Origin of the sequence: Klebsiella sp. JB_Kp042, from assembly GCF_040065275.1 — a bacterium.
GTDB classification, from domain to species: Bacteria; Pseudomonadota; Gammaproteobacteria; order Enterobacterales; family Enterobacteriaceae; genus Klebsiella; species Klebsiella quasipneumoniae.
In genome coordinates this window covers 120,189-135,614 of sequence record NZ_JBEAJL010000100.1, presented here as the reverse complement: position 1 = coordinate 135,614, position 15,426 = coordinate 120,189, and the positions used below count along the sequence as shown (strand labels likewise).

At 61.0% G+C, this 15,426-nt stretch carries 12 protein-coding genes; 6 read left to right on the top strand and 6 right to left on the bottom strand.

Annotation, left to right across the window (positions count from 1 at the left end):
• The first annotated feature begins 132 nt into the window (after positions 1-132).
• Together tal and tkt are read left to right on the top strand one after the other, a co-directional pair.
• Positions 133-1,089 carry a transaldolase gene (tal, locus tag ABLV54_RS21740; RefSeq protein ID WP_101881321.1) on the top strand — a complete coding sequence of 319 codons (957 nt, stop codon included), beginning with the start codon at positions 133-135 and terminating at the stop codon, positions 1,087-1,089.
• A 16-nt stretch (positions 1,090-1,105) separates the two neighbouring features.
• Positions 1,106-3,100 carry a transketolase gene (gene tkt, locus ABLV54_RS21735; protein WP_023290606.1) on the top strand — a complete coding sequence of 665 codons (1,995 nt, stop codon included), beginning with the start codon at positions 1,106-1,108 and terminating at the stop codon, positions 3,098-3,100.
• Here the strand turns inward: tkt and ABLV54_RS21730 are convergent.
• The 3 genes from ABLV54_RS21730 to aegA all read right to left on the bottom strand — a co-directional run bounded on the left by ABLV54_RS21730 (position 3,090) and on the right by aegA (position 6,837).
• A complete protein-coding gene (locus ABLV54_RS21730) occupies positions 3,090-4,136 on the bottom strand; it encodes a DUF1176 domain-containing protein (RefSeq protein WP_101881320.1) in 1,047 nt (348 codons plus the stop codon). The genes tkt and ABLV54_RS21730 overlap by 11 nt on opposite strands.
• A gap of 63 nt (positions 4,137-4,199) precedes the next feature.
• Positions 4,200-4,796, bottom strand: coding sequence for a GDP-mannose pyrophosphatase NudK (nudK, locus tag ABLV54_RS21725; protein ID WP_002913754.1), 597 nt, complete (start codon positions 4,794-4,796; stop codon positions 4,200-4,202).
• 58 nt (positions 4,797-4,854) lie between these two features.
• Positions 4,855-6,837, bottom strand: a complete 1,983-nt coding sequence (gene aegA, locus ABLV54_RS21720) for a formate-dependent uric acid utilization protein AegA (protein ID WP_135704375.1) — start codon at positions 6,835-6,837, stop codon at positions 4,855-4,857.
• 376 nt (positions 6,838-7,213) lie between these two features.
• On the opposite strand from aegA, the gene acrD reads away from it, so the two are divergent.
• Positions 7,214-10,327, top strand: a complete 3,114-nt coding sequence (gene acrD / locus ABLV54_RS21715; protein WP_101881317.1) for a multidrug efflux RND transporter permease AcrD — start codon at positions 7,214-7,216, stop codon at positions 10,325-10,327.
• Positions 10,328-10,454: 127 nt separating this feature from the next.
• On the opposite strand, the gene ypfM is transcribed toward acrD, so the two are convergent.
• Positions 10,455-10,514 carry a protein YpfM gene (ypfM, locus tag ABLV54_RS21710; protein WP_100181659.1) on the bottom strand — a complete coding sequence of 20 codons (60 nt, stop codon included), beginning with the start codon at positions 10,512-10,514 and terminating at the stop codon, positions 10,455-10,457.
• Between the two features lie 366 nt (positions 10,515-10,880).
• Here ypfM and ABLV54_RS21705 point away from each other — a divergent pair, with 366 nt between their 5' ends.
• Genes ABLV54_RS21705 through ABLV54_RS21695 form a run of 3 tightly spaced genes read left to right on the top strand, consistent with a single transcriptional unit; the run spans position 10,881 to position 12,595 of the window.
• Positions 10,881-11,234, top strand: coding sequence for an ArsC family reductase (locus ABLV54_RS21705; RefSeq protein WP_023290610.1), 354 nt, complete (start codon positions 10,881-10,883; stop codon positions 11,232-11,234).
• Positions 11,235-11,237: 3 nt separating this feature from the next.
• A complete protein-coding gene (dapE, locus tag ABLV54_RS21700; RefSeq protein WP_023290611.1) occupies positions 11,238-12,365 on the top strand; it encodes a succinyl-diaminopimelate desuccinylase in 1,128 nt (375 codons plus the stop codon).
• 26 nt (positions 12,366-12,391) lie between these two features.
• Positions 12,392-12,595: a YpfN family protein gene (locus ABLV54_RS21695; protein ID WP_002913768.1), complete on the top strand. Its 204-nt coding sequence runs from the start codon at positions 12,392-12,394 to the stop codon at positions 12,593-12,595.
• A 48-nt stretch (positions 12,596-12,643) separates the two neighbouring features.
• Here ABLV54_RS21695 and ypfH read toward each other — a convergent pair whose 3' ends face one another.
• Both ypfH and ABLV54_RS21685 read right to left on the bottom strand, forming a co-directional pair.
• Positions 12,644-13,339, bottom strand: coding sequence for an esterase (gene ypfH, locus ABLV54_RS21690; protein WP_023290612.1), 696 nt, complete (start codon positions 13,337-13,339; stop codon positions 12,644-12,646).
• 76 nt (positions 13,340-13,415) lie between these two features.
• Positions 13,416-15,419, bottom strand: coding sequence for a GNAT family N-acetyltransferase (locus tag ABLV54_RS21685; protein WP_348814223.1), 2,004 nt, complete (start codon positions 15,417-15,419; stop codon positions 13,416-13,418).
• Positions 15,420-15,426 lie beyond the last annotated feature (7 nt).

The following is a 15,426-nucleotide window of genomic DNA, read 5'->3' as shown; positions in this document are numbered from 1 at the left end:
GCGGTTATGTTACCCGGATTCGCCGCCAATAATAGCCCCGTCTGCTATGCTTTTTGGTTATGTACCTCATCAATATTTATACCGCATACCGGCAAGCACTCATGTAACACCTTGTTCCAGGAGGACTTATCCATGAATCAGCTAGACAGTATTAAACAGTTCACCACCGTGGTCGCCGACAGCGGCGATATCGAATCCATCCGCCACTACCATCCGGAAGATGCCACCACCAACCCCTCCCTGCTGCTGAAGGCCGCCGGGCTGGCGTCCTATAGCGGACTCATCGACGACGCGATCGCCTGGGCCAAAAAGCAAGGAGGCAGCCGCGAAGCGCAGGTAACTCACGCCTGCGATAAGCTGGCGGTCAATTTTGGCGCGGAGATCCTCAAAAGCATTCCTGGCCGTGTCTCCACCGAGGTGGACGCCCGGCTCTCCTTCAACCGGGAGAAGAGTATCGAGAAGGCGCGCCATCTGGTGGCGCTGTATCAGGAGATGGGCATTGATAAGTCACGGATCCTGATCAAGCTGGCCTCCACCTGGGAGGGGATCCGCGCCGCCGAAACGCTGGAAAAAGAGGGGATCCACTGCAACCTGACGCTGCTGTTTTCCTTCGCCCAGGCCCGGGCCTGCGCCGAAGCCGGGGTCTATCTGATCTCCCCTTTCGTCGGGCGTATTTATGACTGGTATCAGGCGCGCAAACCGCTGGATCCTTACGTGGTTGAGGAAGATCCAGGAGTGAAATCCGTGCGCAATATCTATGACTACTTCAAACAGCATAAATACACCACCATCGTGATGGGCGCCAGCTTCCGCCGCACCGAGCAGATCCTCGCCCTGGTCGGCTGCGACCGCCTGACCATCGCCCCGCCTTTATTAAAAGAGCTGCAGGCCAGCGACGCCCCGGTGGTGCGCAAACTGATCCCTGCCAGCCAGATCCTGCCGCGCCCGGTGCCGCTCAGCGAGGCGGAGTTCCGCTGGGAACATAATCAGGATCCTATGGCGGTCGAAAAGCTGGCGGAGGGTATCCGCCTGTTCGCCGTCGATCAACGCAAACTGGAAGATCTGCTTGCCGCCAAACTGTCACTTTAGTCTCACGGAGAAAACTATGTCCCGAAGAGAGCTTGCCAACGCCATCCGCGCCCTGAGTATGGACGCGGTGCAGAAAGCCAATTCCGGCCACCCCGGTGCGCCAATGGGGATGGCAGATATTGCCGAAGTGCTGTGGAACGATTTTCTCAAGCACAATCCGCAGAACCCTGGCTGGGTGGACCGCGACCGCTTTATTCTGTCCAACGGCCACGCGTCGATGCTGCTCTACAGTCTGCTGCACCTGACCGGCTACGATCTGCCGCTGTCAGAACTGAAGCAGTTTCGCCAGCTGCACTCTAAAACGCCGGGTCACCCGGAGCATGGCTATACCCCCGGGGTGGAGACCACCACAGGCCCGCTGGGCCAGGGGCTGGCGAACGCCGTCGGTATGGCCATTGCCGAACGCACCCTGGCGGCGCAGTTTAACCGCCCCGGTCATGAGATTATCGACCATCACACCTGGGTTTTCATGGGCGATGGCTGTCTGATGGAGGGGATCTCCCATGAGGCCTGTTCGCTGGCAGGCACGCTCGGACTGGGCAAGCTGATCGGTTTTTACGATCACAACGGCATCTCCATCGACGGCAAAACCGAAGGCTGGTTTTCCGACGATACAGCGGAACGCTTCCGCGCCTACCACTGGCATGTGATCGGCGATATCGACGGCCACGATCCGCAGGCCATCAAACAGGCCATTACGGAAGCGCAGGCGGTGAAAGATAAGCCGTCGCTGATCATCTGTCGGACCATCATCGGCTTCGGTTCGCCCAACAAAGCCGGCTCAGAGGAGTCGCACGGCGCGGCGCTGGGTGAAAAAGAGGTGGCCCTGGCCCGCCAGCAGCTGGGCTGGAAATATCCGCCCTTTGAGATCCCGAAAGAGATTTATCAGGGTTGGGATGCGCGGCCACGCGGCGAAAAAGCCGAGCACGCCTGGAACGAGAAATTCGCCGCCTACCAGCAGCAGTTCCCGGAACTGGCCGCTGAGCTAACCCGTCGCATGGCAGGCGCCCTGCCGGAGGATTTTGCCGCGACGGCGCGCGACTACGTGGCGAAGCTGCAGGCCGAGCCGGCGAAGATCGCCAGCCGTAAAGCCTCGCAAAATGCGCTGAACGCGTACGGCCCGCACCTCCCGGAGCTGCTGGGCGGTTCGGCGGATCTCGCGCCGAGTAACCTGACCATCTGGTCTGGCTCGACATCGATTAAAGAGGATGCCGCCGGCAACTATATCCACTACGGCGTGCGCGAATTCGGCATGACCGCGGTGGCCAACGGCATCGCCCTGCACGGAGGGTTCATTCCCTATACCTCGACCTTCCTGATGTTTGTGGAATACGCCCGCAACGCCGCGCGCATGGCGGCCCTGATGAAGGCCCGGCAGATCATGGTCTATACCCATGACTCCATCGGTCTTGGGGAAGACGGTCCGACCCACCAGGCGGTGGAACAGCTGGCCAGTCTGCGGCTGACGCCCAACTTCAGCACCTGGCGCCCTTGCGACCAGGTGGAGACCGCCGTCGCCTGGCAGGCGGCCATCGCGCGTCAGGGCGGACCGACGGCGCTGATCCTGTCGCGACAAAACCTGGCGCAGATGCCGCGTACCCCGCAACAGGTTCAGGATATCGCCCGGGGCGGCTACGTGCTGAAGGATGCCGGCGGCAAACCCGACCTGATCCTCATCGCCACCGGCTCGGAAGTGGAAATCACCGTCCTGGCGGCGGAAAAACTGTTGGCCAACGGAGTGAATGTGCGGGTGGTTTCGCTCCCCTCCACCGACGTGTTTGACGCTCAGGACGAGGCCTGGCGCGAGTCGGTGCTGCCGTCGGACGTCAGCGCCCGGGTGGCCGTCGAGGCCGGGATAGCGGACTACTGGTATAAATATGTCGGCTTAAAAGGCAAGATCGTCGGCATGACAGGCTACGGTGAATCCGCCCCGGCGGAGCAGCTGTTCCCGTTCTTTGGCTTTACGGTCGACCATATCGTCGCCACCGCCGAACAGGTGCTTAACGGGTGATCCACAGCGTGGGCCAGGCATCTGGCCCCTGCCAGTTGTCGCACGTCGGCTGCTGTGCGTAACGGGAGAGGCTAAACCGCTGGCCGTCAAAACGCCAGCGGGTCTGGATCCCGCAATCGCCAGACGCGCGCCCCTTGTCCAGGGTCACCAGCTCATGACGACGGTCATCATAGCTGGCGTTAATCAGCTCAATCTCCCGCGGCGCCTCGCCGGGCGGCTGAAATGGCAGCGTCAGCCGCACCTGACGGGCGACATACGGGCGCTGGCGGGAGACCAGCCAGGCCAGCCAGACGGTGTTGTACGCCCCGGATTCACAGCTGGTCATCAGCAGCACTTTGTCATCCGTCAGCGCAGTGACGCGAATTTCGCGGCGGAACGGATCGAGGGAGCAGTTGCTGTTGCTCATCCGCTCATTGCCGTAATCCATCAGATCGTTGAGTTCATCACGTCCCAGCGGCGACTGCGCCGTGACCGCGCTCGCCACCGCGCGCAGCGCCGGCGCCGGCGGTACGCTGAGCGGCGGCTCCTCCCCTTTGCCGACCCAGGCCGTTTCGCTGCCCACCCGCTTTTGCCGGGCGTCGATAAATAACAGGGCCGCTTTCAGCCCCTGCAGGGAGATGGTCTGCAGGCCGTTGGCCAGCGAGAGGGTTTTTCCCTCCTGGACCCGCTGGAGGAAGGCATCGATCGTCACGCTGTCGTCGGTTTTAATGAGTTTATCTTCAATGCGCCAGCGCTTGTCGGTCAGGGACAGCGGTTTACCATCCAGCAGCAGGCGCGGCGCTATCGGCGCGAGCGTCGCCACCGGATTGCCGGTGCCGCCCAGTTCGATACGCAGGCTGGCGTCAGTAGCCGCCCCGGCACTGCGGCTGAGGGTCATCACCAGACCATAATGCAGCCCCACGTTGCGGGTGACGCAGAAATTTTGGTTATTACAGGTGACCTGCCAGTCGTTAAAGCGCTGCTGCGCCGGTGCCGCCCATGCCTGTGAGCAAGGCAGCACCGCCAGAAAGAGGAAAAAAATGATGCGAAAAAGCATGAACCGCCCGACCCCAGATAAACCCGACCACGGCGCCTATCCTGGACAACGGCAGCCACTGACTCAATCGGATTTGTCAGAGTTCCCCGACATCAGGCCGGAGGTTTGCAGATACTGCAGCAGAATGACCGCTTTCCCGTCGCGGATCTCCCCATCAGCGACCATCTGTAGCGCCTGGCTAAAGGGCAGCTCCAGCACCTCGATGGCTTCGTCATCCACCCCGCCGCCGCTGGTGGTTCGCTGGGCGTCGCTGTACTCGGCGATAAAGAAATGCACCACTTCGGTGACGCCGCCTGGCGACATAAACAGCTCAAAAAGCTTTCGCACCTCGCCCACTTCATAGCCGGTCTCTTCCACCGCCTCTTTCCGAATGCAGGCCTCCGGCTCGTCGTTGTCCAGCAGCCCGGCGCAGGTTTCAATCAGCATGCCGTCATGATTGCCATTGACCCAGGTGGCGACCCGGAACTGACGCACCAGGACCACCGTCTGCTTATGGCGGTTATACAGCAGCACGGTGGCGCCATTGCCGCGATCGTAGACCTCGCGTTTGTGGCGCACGACGCTGCCGTCCGCCCGCGTCAGCTCATAGGTCATGTTGCGTAGTACGAACCAGTTCTCAGAGAGGATTTTATCTTTAATGACGTGAATATTGAGTGACATACCGACCCCACAGCGTAAAAGGACGCCCTCATACTACGCTGCGGAGCCGGGTTTGTCGTCAGTGAAGCGGCGTCGTTTTCAGCCCCAGATAGTCAAGGATCCCCTGCGCCGCGTGACGGCCTTCCGCCATCGCCGTTACCACCAGGTCGGCGCCGCGCACGGCATCGCCGCCGGCAAAGATCTTCTCCTGACTGGTCTGATAACGGTAACGGCTCTCCACTCCGGCTTTAATCCGCCCCTGGCTGTCCAGCGCCACCCCGGCCGCTTCCAGCCAGGGCATGCGGTGCGGGTGGAAGCCAAAGGCCATGATCACCGCCTCTGCCGGCATAACAAACTCGCTGCCGGGGATCGGCGTCGGCCGGCGTCTTCCGCCGGCGTCCGGCGCGCCAAGCTCGGTGCGCAAAAAGCGAACCCCGTTCACCCGTCCGTTCTCGTCCAGCTCAAGCGTCACCGGCTGGACGTTAAACTCAAAGAGCGCCCCCTCTTCGCGGGCGTTTTTGACCTCTTTTTTCGAGCCCGGCATGTTGGCTTCATCCCGCCGATAGGCGCAAGTCACCTGGCGGGCGCCATGGCGCAGCGCGGTGCGCACGCAGTCCATCGCCGTATCGCCGCCCCCCAGCACCACCACGTTCAGCCCGGCGGTGTTGACATAAGGCTCCTGCGCCGATTCCGTCAGCCCCATCACCTGTTTGGTGTTGGCGATAAGAAACGGCAGCGCATCGTAGACCCCGGGCGCCTCTTCATTCGGCAGGCCGGCCTTCATGGAGCGATAGGTTCCGGCGCCGACGAACACCGCGTCATACTCAGCCAGCAGCGTCGCCAGGGGGATATCTTTCCCCACCTCGCAGTTGAGCTCAAAGTGGACGCCCATCTCGCAGAAAATCGCCCGCCGCCGGGCCAGCAGTGACTTATCCAGCTTGAACGCCGGAATGCCGAAGGTCAGCAGGCCGCCGATCTCCGGATGACGGTCAAAGACCACCGGCTGTACGCCGTGGCGCACCAGCACATCAGCGCAGGCCAGCCCGGCCGGTCCGGCGCCGATAATCGCCACCCGTTTGCCGCTCGGCTTAACCTGCGAGAGGTCCGGACGCCAGCCGCTGGCCAGCGCCTGGTCGGATATAAATCGCTCAATATTGCCGATGGTGACCGCGCCGCTTTCATCGCGCAGGGTGCAGGCGCCCTCACACAGCCGGTCCTGAGGGCAGACGCGGCCGGTGATCTCCGGCAGACAGTTGGTCTGATGGGACAGGGCGACCGCGGCGGCGATATCCCCTGCCTTCACCAGCTCGACCCACTGCGGAATGTGGTTATGCAGTGGACAGGTCCATTCACAGATGCTGTGTTCTCCACATTTCAGGCAGCGGGCGGCCTGCTGCCGGGCCTGCGTCGGGGTGAACGGCTGATAGATCTCCTCAAAGTGGCTCTTACGCGCCTCCGCCGCCAGCTTATCCGGCTCTCCGCGCGGCGGCGTCATCGCCATTTGCCAGGCCTTCTCGCCGGCGTCGGGCTGCCTGGCGGGGGCCGCGCCGCGCTGCCACGGCTGCGCCTCCTGGCAGGCCGACCGCAGACGCCGCTGCCTGGCCAGCGTGGTCAATGTCTCATCGTCGGCGAGGGTCAGCGCCTGCGCCGGACAGTTTTCCACACAGGCCGGTCCCGCCTCGCGGCCCGCGCACAGATCGCATTTTTGCGCGCTGGCTTTCACCTGGCCTGCGGCTTCCGGCGTGACCACGACCTGCATCACCCCGAACGGGCAGGCCACCATGCAGGATTTACAGCCAATGCATTTCTCCTGACAGACCTGAACGCTGTCGCCAGTCTGGGCGATGGCGCCGTTGGGGCAGCTGCGGAGGCAGGGGGCGTCTTCGCAGTGGCGGCAGGTGATGGCGTTACGCTGCCCTTCTGCTTTAATCACGGTGATACGGGGCAAAAAGCGCTGCGGGGTCAGCGCATGTTGCTCCTCGTTATGCGCCATTACGCAGGCCACTTCGCAGGCCTGGCAACCGATACATTTTCGGCTATCGCTCAATATAAAGTGGTTCATGGCTTCCTTTTGTCTTATTGGTGAATAACCCCTTAATGCGCATGCCTATTTATTACCCGACAAGACGAGGCCGGAACAATGTTCATTTGCCCAGGATACCCTTTTTCTGGAAAGAATCCGTTTTGGATCAATTTTTTTGACTTAAATGAAATCAGGTTTCACACCGGCAAGGAATAATGCGTCCCCGGGTGCTGCGGGCGAAGCGGAGTGGCCGACCCGGCGGCAGGAAAGTTCGATGTTTCTTTACGATACGGCAAAAGCAACATGATAAATTACACTATCTCCTTAATTTCTCCACGATTGCCGGAGGCGCTGGGGCTAAAGTGGCACAGGCTGTGCAATAACAAGAACATGTGCATATGAGGTTTTTATTCTGATGGCGAATTTCTTTATCGATCGCCCCATTTTTGCGTGGGTGCTGGCAATCCTGTTATGCCTGACGGGCACCCTTGCCATTTTGTCGCTGCCGGTTGAACAGTATCCCGATCTGGCCCCGCCGAATGTGCGGGTCACGGCCAACTACCCCGGCGCCTCCGCGCAAACCCTGGAGAATACCGTCACCCAGGTTATCGAACAGAATATGACCGGCCTCGATAACCTGATGTATATGTCATCCCAGAGCAGCGCCACCGGCCAGGCGACCATCACCCTCAGTTTTACCGCCGGTACCGACCCGGATGAAGCCGTGCAGCAGGTGCAAAACCAGCTGCAGTCGGCGATGCGTAAACTGCCGCAGGCGGTGCAAAACCAGGGGGTAACGGTGCGCAAGACTGGCGATACCAATATCCTGACCCTCGCCTTCGTCTCCACCGACGGCAGTATGGATAAACAGGATATCGCCGACTACGTCGCCAGTAACATTCAGGACCCGCTCAGCCGCGTCAACGGCGTAGGGGATATCGACGCCTACGGCTCGCAATACTCAATGCGCATCTGGCTCGATCCGGCAAAGCTCAATAGCTTCCAGCTGACCACCAAGGATGTTACCGACGCCATCAGTTCGCAGAACGCCCAGATTGCCGTCGGCCAGCTCGGCGGCACGCCTTCCGTCGATAAGCAGGCGCTGAACGCCACCATCGACTCGCAATCTCTGCTGCAAACCCCGGAACAGTTTCGCAATATCACCCTGCGCGTCAATCAGGATGGTTCAGAAGTGACCCTCGGCGATGTCGCTACCGTGGAGATGGGGGCGGAGAAGTACGACTATCTTAGCCGCTATAACCGCCAGGCCGCCTCTGGCCTGGGAATTAAGCTCGCCTCCGGCGCCAACGAAATGGCCACCGCGGAGCGCGTGATCGCTCGCCTCAATGAGCTGTCGCAGTATTTCCCGCACGGGCTGGAATATAAAGTCGCCTATGAGACCACCTCCTTCGTGAAGGCTTCCATTACCGACGTGGTGAAAACCCTGCTGGAGGCGATCCTGCTGGTTTTCCTCGTGATGTATCTGTTCCTGCAGAACTTCCGCGCCACCCTGATCCCGACCATCGCCGTGCCGGTGGTGCTGATGGGCACCTTCGCGGTGCTTTATGCCTGTGGCTACAGCATCAACACCCTGACGATGTTCGCGATGGTGCTGGCTATCGGCCTGCTGGTGGATGACGCCATCGTGGTGGTGGAAAACGTTGAGCGCATCATGAGCGAGGAAGGCCTGTCGCCGCGGGAAGCCACCCGCAAATCGATGGGACAAATTCAGGGCGCGCTGGTGGGGATCGCGATGGTGCTGTCGGCGGTGTTTGTGCCGATGGCCTTCTTCGGCGGCACCACCGGCGCTATCTATCGCCAGTTCTCAATTACTATCGTCGCGGCGATGGTCCTCTCGGTGCTGGTGGCCATGATCCTCACCCCGGCCCTTTGCGCCACCCTGCTCAAACCGGTTAAGCCAGGTGAATCTCATGAGAGAAAAGGCTTCTTCGGCTGGTTCAACCGCACCTTTAACCGCAGCGCCAGCCGCTATGAAACCTTCGTCGGCAAAATTCTTCATCGCTCGCTGCGCTGGATGCTGATCTACGTCGTTCTGCTCGGCGGGATGGTGTTCCTGTTCCTGCATCTGCCCACCTCATTCCTGCCGCTGGAGGATCGGGGAATGTTCACCACCTCGGTACAGTTGCCGAGCGGCAGCACCCAACAGCAGACGCTGAAAGTGGTGCAGAAAGCGGAAGATTACTTCCTCAATAACGAGAGGCAAAACGTGGAGTCGGTGTTCGCTACCGTTGGCTCCGGCCCCGGCGGCAACGGGCAGAACGTAGCCCGTATGTTCGTGCGCCTCAAAGACTGGGACCAGCGCGATCCGCAAACCGGCTCCTCCTTTGCCATTATTGAACGCGCCACCAAAGCGTTTAATCAGATCAACGAAGCCCGGGTCATCGCCAGCAGCCCGCCGGCGATCAGCGGCCTCGGCAGTTCGGCAGGCTTCGATATGGAGCTGGAAGATCACGCCGGTAAGGGGCACGATGCGCTGATGGCGGCGCGCGATACGCTGCTTGAGCTGGCGGGTAAAAACCCGCTGTTGACCCGGGTCCGGCATAACGGGCTCGACGACAGCCCGCAGCTGCAGGTCGATATCGATCAGCGTAAAGCTCAGGCGCTGGGCGTCTCCATTGACGACATCAACGATACGCTGCAAACCGCGTGGGGGTCGAGCTACGTCAACGACTTTATGGATCGCGGGAGAGTGAAGAAAGTCTACGTCCAGGCGGCGGCGAAATATCGAATGCTGCCTGACGATATCAATCTCTGGTACGTCCGCAACAGCAGCGGCACGATGGTGCCGTTCTCGGCCTTCGCCACCTCGCGCTGGGAGACCGGCTCGCCGCGTCTGGAGCGCTACAATGGCTATTCGGCGGTGGAGATCGTCGGTGAGGCGGCGCCGGGCATCAGTACCGGTACCGCGATGGACATGATGGAGAAACTGGCCGCGCAGCTGCCAACCGGCTTTGGCCTCGAATGGACCGCCATGTCCTATCAGGAACGCCTCTCCGGCGCTCAGGCGCCGGCCCTGTACGCGATTTCTCTGCTGGTGGTGTTCCTGTGCCTGGCGGCGCTGTACGAGAGCTGGTCGGTGCCGTTCTCGGTGATGCTGGTGGTCCCGCTCGGGGTGATTGGCGCCCTGCTGGCGACCTGGATGCGCGGCCTGGAGAATGACGTTTACTTCCAGGTGGGCCTGTTGACGGTGATCGGCCTGTCGGCGAAAAACGCCATTCTGATCGTCGAGTTCGCCAATGAGCTCAACGAGAAAGGCCAGGATCTGCTCAGCGCCACGCTGTCGGCCTGCCGTCAGCGCCTGCGCCCCATTCTGATGACCTCGCTGGCGTTTATCTTCGGCGTCCTGCCGATGGCCACCAGCACCGGAGCCGGCTCCGGCAGCCAGCATGCGGTCGGTACCGGGGTGATGGGCGGGATGATCTCCGCCACCGTGCTGGCCATCTTTTTCGTACCGCTGTTCTTTGTGCTGGTGCGCCGCCGCTTTCCGCTGAAGGAGCGTCCGCAATAAACCGTCGGGCGTCGGCGGCGAGCCGGAATAACAGAAAAGGCGACCTGGATGGTCGCCTTCTTTATGTGTTCAGAACCATGACGCGCTTATTTACGTCGCGTTATTCCCCTGCTCACATTGCGGAAATTTATTTACGAAGCATGCCTTCAATAAAATCTTTCCAGTTCCCCAGTTCATGTTCAATCATAATAGCCTCTCTTATTATTATGGTCGATTCTATATAACTTCATTGCTGATGGGAAGTTGTGCTCCCCTATTGCTCTGATTGTCTTGTGGACCGCTGACAGAGATAAAACCTCTGGTTGCCGCCACTATGCCGTCTCGTATGTAAAAATTATGTGACGCAGAGCACCATCAGGCAACATTTTCGTAATATTGTTAGTGCCCTCACATCATGCCCGCGACTGGGCGAATTTTAATCACCCGAAAACATGGCATAAGATACCCGGTAAAAAGTTATATTTATTCATCTGAATCACGTATTATTTCAATAAGGCTTATATATTCGGAAATATCTGAGTTAACCGCTTAATTGAATGTTAAAGGTTTATCTATGCTCACCATGTACGGAATTAAAAACTGCGATACCATTAAAAAAGCCCGCCGCTGGCTGGAAGCGCATCAGATTGACTATCGCTTCCATGACTACCGCGCCGATGGCCTCGACCGCGCGCAACTGGATACCTTTATTGCCGAACTGGGCTGGCAGGCGCTGCTGAACACCCGCGGCACCACCTGGCGCAAGCTGGACGAATCGCTGCGCAACAGCATCGATAATGCCGATGCCGCCGCCGCATTGATGCTGGAAATGCCGGCGATTATCAAACGCCCATTGCTCTGCGCGCCCGGTCGTCCTATGCTGCTGGGTTTTAGTGAAGCAAGTTATCAGCAGTTTAACGAGGTATAGTCTATGTCTTGCCCGGTCATTGAGCTGGCTCAGCAGCTTATTCGCCGCCCTTCCCTTAGCCCCGATGATGCGGGATGCCAGGCGTTAATGATTGAACGCCTGCGTGCGATCGGCTTTACCGTTGAACCGATGGATTTCGGCGATACGCAGAACTTCTGGGCCTGGCGCGGCCACGGCGAGACGCTGGCCTTCGCCGGCCACACCGACGTGGTCCCGGCAGGCGACGCCGACCGCTGGATCAATCCGCCGTTCGAACCCACCATCCGCGACGGGATGCTGTTTGGCCGCGGGGCGGCGGATATGAAAGGCTCGCTGGCGGCGATGGTGGTTGCCGCTGAGCGTTTTGTCGCGCAGTACCCGAACCACCGGGGCCGGCTGGCGTTTTTGATTACCTCTGATGAAGAGGCCAGCGCCAAAAACGGCACCGTCAAAGTGGTGGAGACGCTGATGGCGCGTAACGAGCGTCTGGACTACTGTCTGGTCGGCGAACCCTCCAGTACCGAAGTGGTCGGCGATGTGGTGAAAAACGGCCGTCGCGGCTCGCTGACCTGCAATCTGACCATTCACGGCGTACAGGGCCATGTCGCCTATCCGCACCTTGCCGATAACCCCGTCCATCGCGCGGCGCCGATGCTGGCGGAGCTGGTCACTATCGAGTGGGATAAAGGCAATGAATACTTCCCGCCGACCAGCATGCAGATTGCCAACGTGCAGTCCGGCACCGGCAGCAACAACGTGATCCCTGGCGATATGTTCGTCCAGTTCAACTTCCGCTTCAGTACGGAACTGACGGACGAGATGATCAAAGCCCGGGTGGTCGCCCTGCTGGAAAAATACCAGCTGCGTTACAGCGTGGAGTGGTGGCTCTCCGGCCAGCCGTTCCTCACCGGACGGGGCAAGCTGGTGGATGCGGTCGTCAACGCGATTGAGCACTATAATGAGATCAAACCGCAGCTGTTAACCAACGGCGGCACCTCAGACGGACGGTTTATCGCGCGCATGGGGGCGCAGGTGGTAGAGCTGGGCCCGGTGAACGCCACGATTCACAAAATTAATGAATGTGTGAACGCCGCCGACCTGCAGCTGCTGGCGCGGATGTATCAACGCGTAATGGAACAGCTGGTCGCCTGACGTACTGACGTAAAGAGGAAGCGCGCATGGAATGGCTTATTAAACACTGGTGGATTCTGGTGCTGGTCTTTTTGGTGGGGGTAATTATCAACGTGATTAAAGATCTGAACCGCGTTGACCACAAAAAATTCCTCAACAACAAACCCGATCTGCCGCCGCACCGTGATTTTAACGATAAATGGGACGATGACGACGACTGGCCGAAGCACGACCAGTCGAAGAAACCGTAAGTTTGCCTTTATCGCGGTACCGCCCGCCTGTAACCCCGCCCGCCGGGGTTACAGCATTTCGATGATATCGTCCCCTTTCGGCGTACTGCCGCTCAGCGCCTCATCAAAATAGTGCTTCGGCACGGTATAGCGCAGTCGCTCAATCGCAAACTGCATGCTGCGATCGTCGATGGCATGCCCCAGATCGTCAACAATATCTAAGGTCACGTCGCCCCCCGCCTGCAACAACGCCTCCTGAGCCGACACCGCCCACGCCAGATCGATAACCCGATCGTCACCACCATGAATCAGGTGGATGGTGGTGGCCGTCGTTGCGGTGACCGGCAGCGTCGCGTAGCGGCCATTAAAGGCGATCACCCGCGAAGCCAGATCCGGCGCCGCTTTGATGCTCTCCAGCGACATGATCGCCCCCTGAGAGAAGCCGATCAGCGCGGTGGCCAGCGGGCTGACGCCGCTCTTTTCCTGCCAGTAGCGCACAATGTCAATAAAGGTCGGCATAATGGCGTCGATACGCTGCTGACGATTCTCTTCCGTCACTCCCTGCACCGAAAACCACTGCCGGCCGTTGGGACCGCAAGGCTCCACCCCGCCAATGCTAACGATCAGCGCATCAGGAAACTGCGGCGCGAACCAGCTGCCAATTTGCCCCATGGAGACCGGGTTATCCCCCACGCCATGAAACAGCAGCAACAGCTGTTGCGCAGGCGTCGCAGGGCTTTGAACAATAAAATGATCGTGTTTCATGGCTGTCTCCTTTGTGTATGCGGGCAGTGTACGCCGCTCGCCAGATATGACCATGCCATTTAACTGAATGAGTTAGTTAAAAAAATTGCAGGTGCGCCACCTGCTGACGCAGCGCCTCAGCGCGCGCTGCATCGAGGAAGCGCAAGGCGTCAGCGGCCTCCTGACGCCATCTCGCCAGCAGCGCTTTACGCCCTGTTAGCTGCAGCGCGGCGCAGAGTTCGGCCTCTTCTTCCCCCTGCAGGCGCCCGCGCAGCGCCGGCAACGGCATGTCGACCTGCATCAGCAGACGATTGAGGCAACCCAGCGCCGCGGCCAGCGGGCGATGGGCGAAGGCAAAGCTGGCCGCTTCCAGCCAGTCCTCTTCACTAAGCATAGCCCCTGAAACGGCCGGCAGCGGCGCGGGCGCGTCCCGCCACGGGCGCAGCCAGTATTCATCGCGTTGTAGCCGCTGCGCCTCCCGCTGCGCGAGCTGATGCCCCGCTGCAGTCAGCGGGAACAGAGCCATCGCGGTATAGCATCCGCTGCTGGCCTCGCGATGAGTACCCAGCCGCACGAGGATAAACCCGCAGCGTTGCCAGAAGCGCCACAGCTCAGGGGTATAGCCAAAGCTGACGGAGAGATAGTCATAACCTGCGGCATCGGCGGCGATATCCGCGATCATCTGCTGCCCCAGCCCTTCGCGCTGGCGGGCGGGGTGGACGGCGATCCGACTGACCCGCAGCCCGCGCAGCGTCGCCGCCAGGGGACTGCCGCCATGCGCCGCCAGCGACTGGGCGACCAGGTTCCCTCGCGGCCGGCGAAAACCCGCCCACACCGCCCGGCTGAGTTCAGGAGAAAGTCCCCCCTCGGCCACCAGCCACAGCGCGCCCGCCACCGCGCCGCCGGCGCGTGCGCAGCGGAAAGCCTGGCCCGGCGCGTCCATCATGCGCCGCAGATCGAGAGGAGAAGTGCGGTAATGCGCCCCGGACAACAGCTGGTACATCGCCTCCGGCAGCGCCGGCCGCGTTTGCCAGCTGGACTGATCGACCTCTTCCACGGCAACCTCCCCCGTCGGCGCATCGCGAAATACCTCATCGCTGAAGATCAGCAGCTGACTGATGGCTGACTCCAGCGGACAGCCCGCGGCCCAGCGGATCGGCGCGCTCAGGCTGAACGACTGCAGATGGGGCAGGCTGGCGCAAAATTTCAGCAGGAACCCGCGCCCGGTGCCTTCATAACCCTGCACCGTCGTGGTGAGTAGCGTGCGGGGAAAACGGCTTACCAGCTGCCGGAGAAGCGGAGCCGGAATGGCCGCGGCCTCATCGACAATCAGCCAGGACGCCGTTTCTTTCGATGACAGCAGCGCATCAGGCGCCATAAAACGAAACGCCGCGCCGGCAAAGCTCGCCAGCACATCGACGGCGCTGCGGGTCGGGGCGGTAACGATGGCCTCGCCCGCGAGCTGGCGCAGCAACATGCCCGCGAGGGCGGATTTGCCACGCCCTCGTTCAGCCGTCACCGCCGCGATACCGGGCGGTAGACGCAACAATTGCGCAAGGATCACCGCCTGTTCGGCCAGCGGGTGACCCTCGGCGGGATGCCAGTCAGGGCGCGGGACGGCCAGCGGGAGCCGCGGCGAGTCCGACTGCCGCCAGAGCAGCACATCGGGGTCGGCGATAAACTGCCGACAGCAGCGGAGAACAAAGTGGGGGGTAGAGATCGGGTCGGGCGTATCGCTCCAGCGCAGGGAGTCCTCATCCACCCGGGACGGCCAGTCGGCGAAGGGGGGCGTCAGCAGCACCAGCCAGCTTCCCGCCCGCAGGGTACCGCTCAGGGCCGCCAGGGCGGCTACATCAAATCCGCGCCGGGCATCGAAAAAGGCGTGCATGACTTCCCGCCCCAGCAGCGTCTTCAGGGCGCCAGGCGCCACCCCGGGCGCGAAAACCGGCTCGGGGCCCACCCACAGGCCATCGCCGGCGAGCCTCTCCCGCAGCGCCTGCGCCTGCTGCAGCGTCCAGGCCTCGTCGCCGCTGAGTACCAGCAGGCGGCGAATTCCCTCCCGCGCCATCTGCGCGGTGAGGTCAAGCAGCGCGTCCATCATCGGTGGC

Excerpts from the sequence above, each read along its gene's own strand:
- dapE (WP_023290611.1), top strand. The coding sequence starts at position 11,238 with ATGTCTTGCCCGGTCATTGAGCTGGCTCAGCAGCTTATTCGCCGCCCT.
- ypfH (WP_023290612.1), bottom strand. The coding sequence starts at position 13,339 with ATGAAACACGATCATTTTATTGTTCAAAGCCCTGCGACGCCTGCGCAA.
- tal (WP_101881321.1), top strand. The coding sequence starts at position 133 with ATGAATCAGCTAGACAGTATTAAACAGTTCACCACCGTGGTCGCCGAC.
- acrD (WP_101881317.1), top strand. The coding sequence starts at position 7,214 with ATGGCGAATTTCTTTATCGATCGCCCCATTTTTGCGTGGGTGCTGGCA.
- ABLV54_RS21705 (WP_023290610.1), top strand. The coding sequence starts at position 10,881 with ATGCTCACCATGTACGGAATTAAAAACTGCGATACCATTAAAAAAGCC.
- ABLV54_RS21730 (WP_101881320.1), bottom strand. The coding sequence starts at position 4,136 with ATGCTTTTTCGCATCATTTTTTTCCTCTTTCTGGCGGTGCTGCCTTGC.
- aegA (WP_135704375.1), bottom strand. The coding sequence starts at position 6,837 with ATGAACCACTTTATATTGAGCGATAGCCGAAAATGTATCGGTTGCCAG.
- tkt (WP_023290606.1), top strand. The coding sequence starts at position 1,106 with ATGTCCCGAAGAGAGCTTGCCAACGCCATCCGCGCCCTGAGTATGGAC.
- ABLV54_RS21685 (WP_348814223.1), bottom strand. The coding sequence starts at position 15,419 with ATGATGGACGCGCTGCTTGACCTCACCGCGCAGATGGCGCGGGAGGGA.
- nudK (WP_002913754.1), bottom strand. The coding sequence starts at position 4,796 with ATGTCACTCAATATTCACGTCATTAAAGATAAAATCCTCTCTGAGAAC.
- ABLV54_RS21695 (WP_002913768.1), top strand. The coding sequence starts at position 12,392 with ATGGAATGGCTTATTAAACACTGGTGGATTCTGGTGCTGGTCTTTTTG.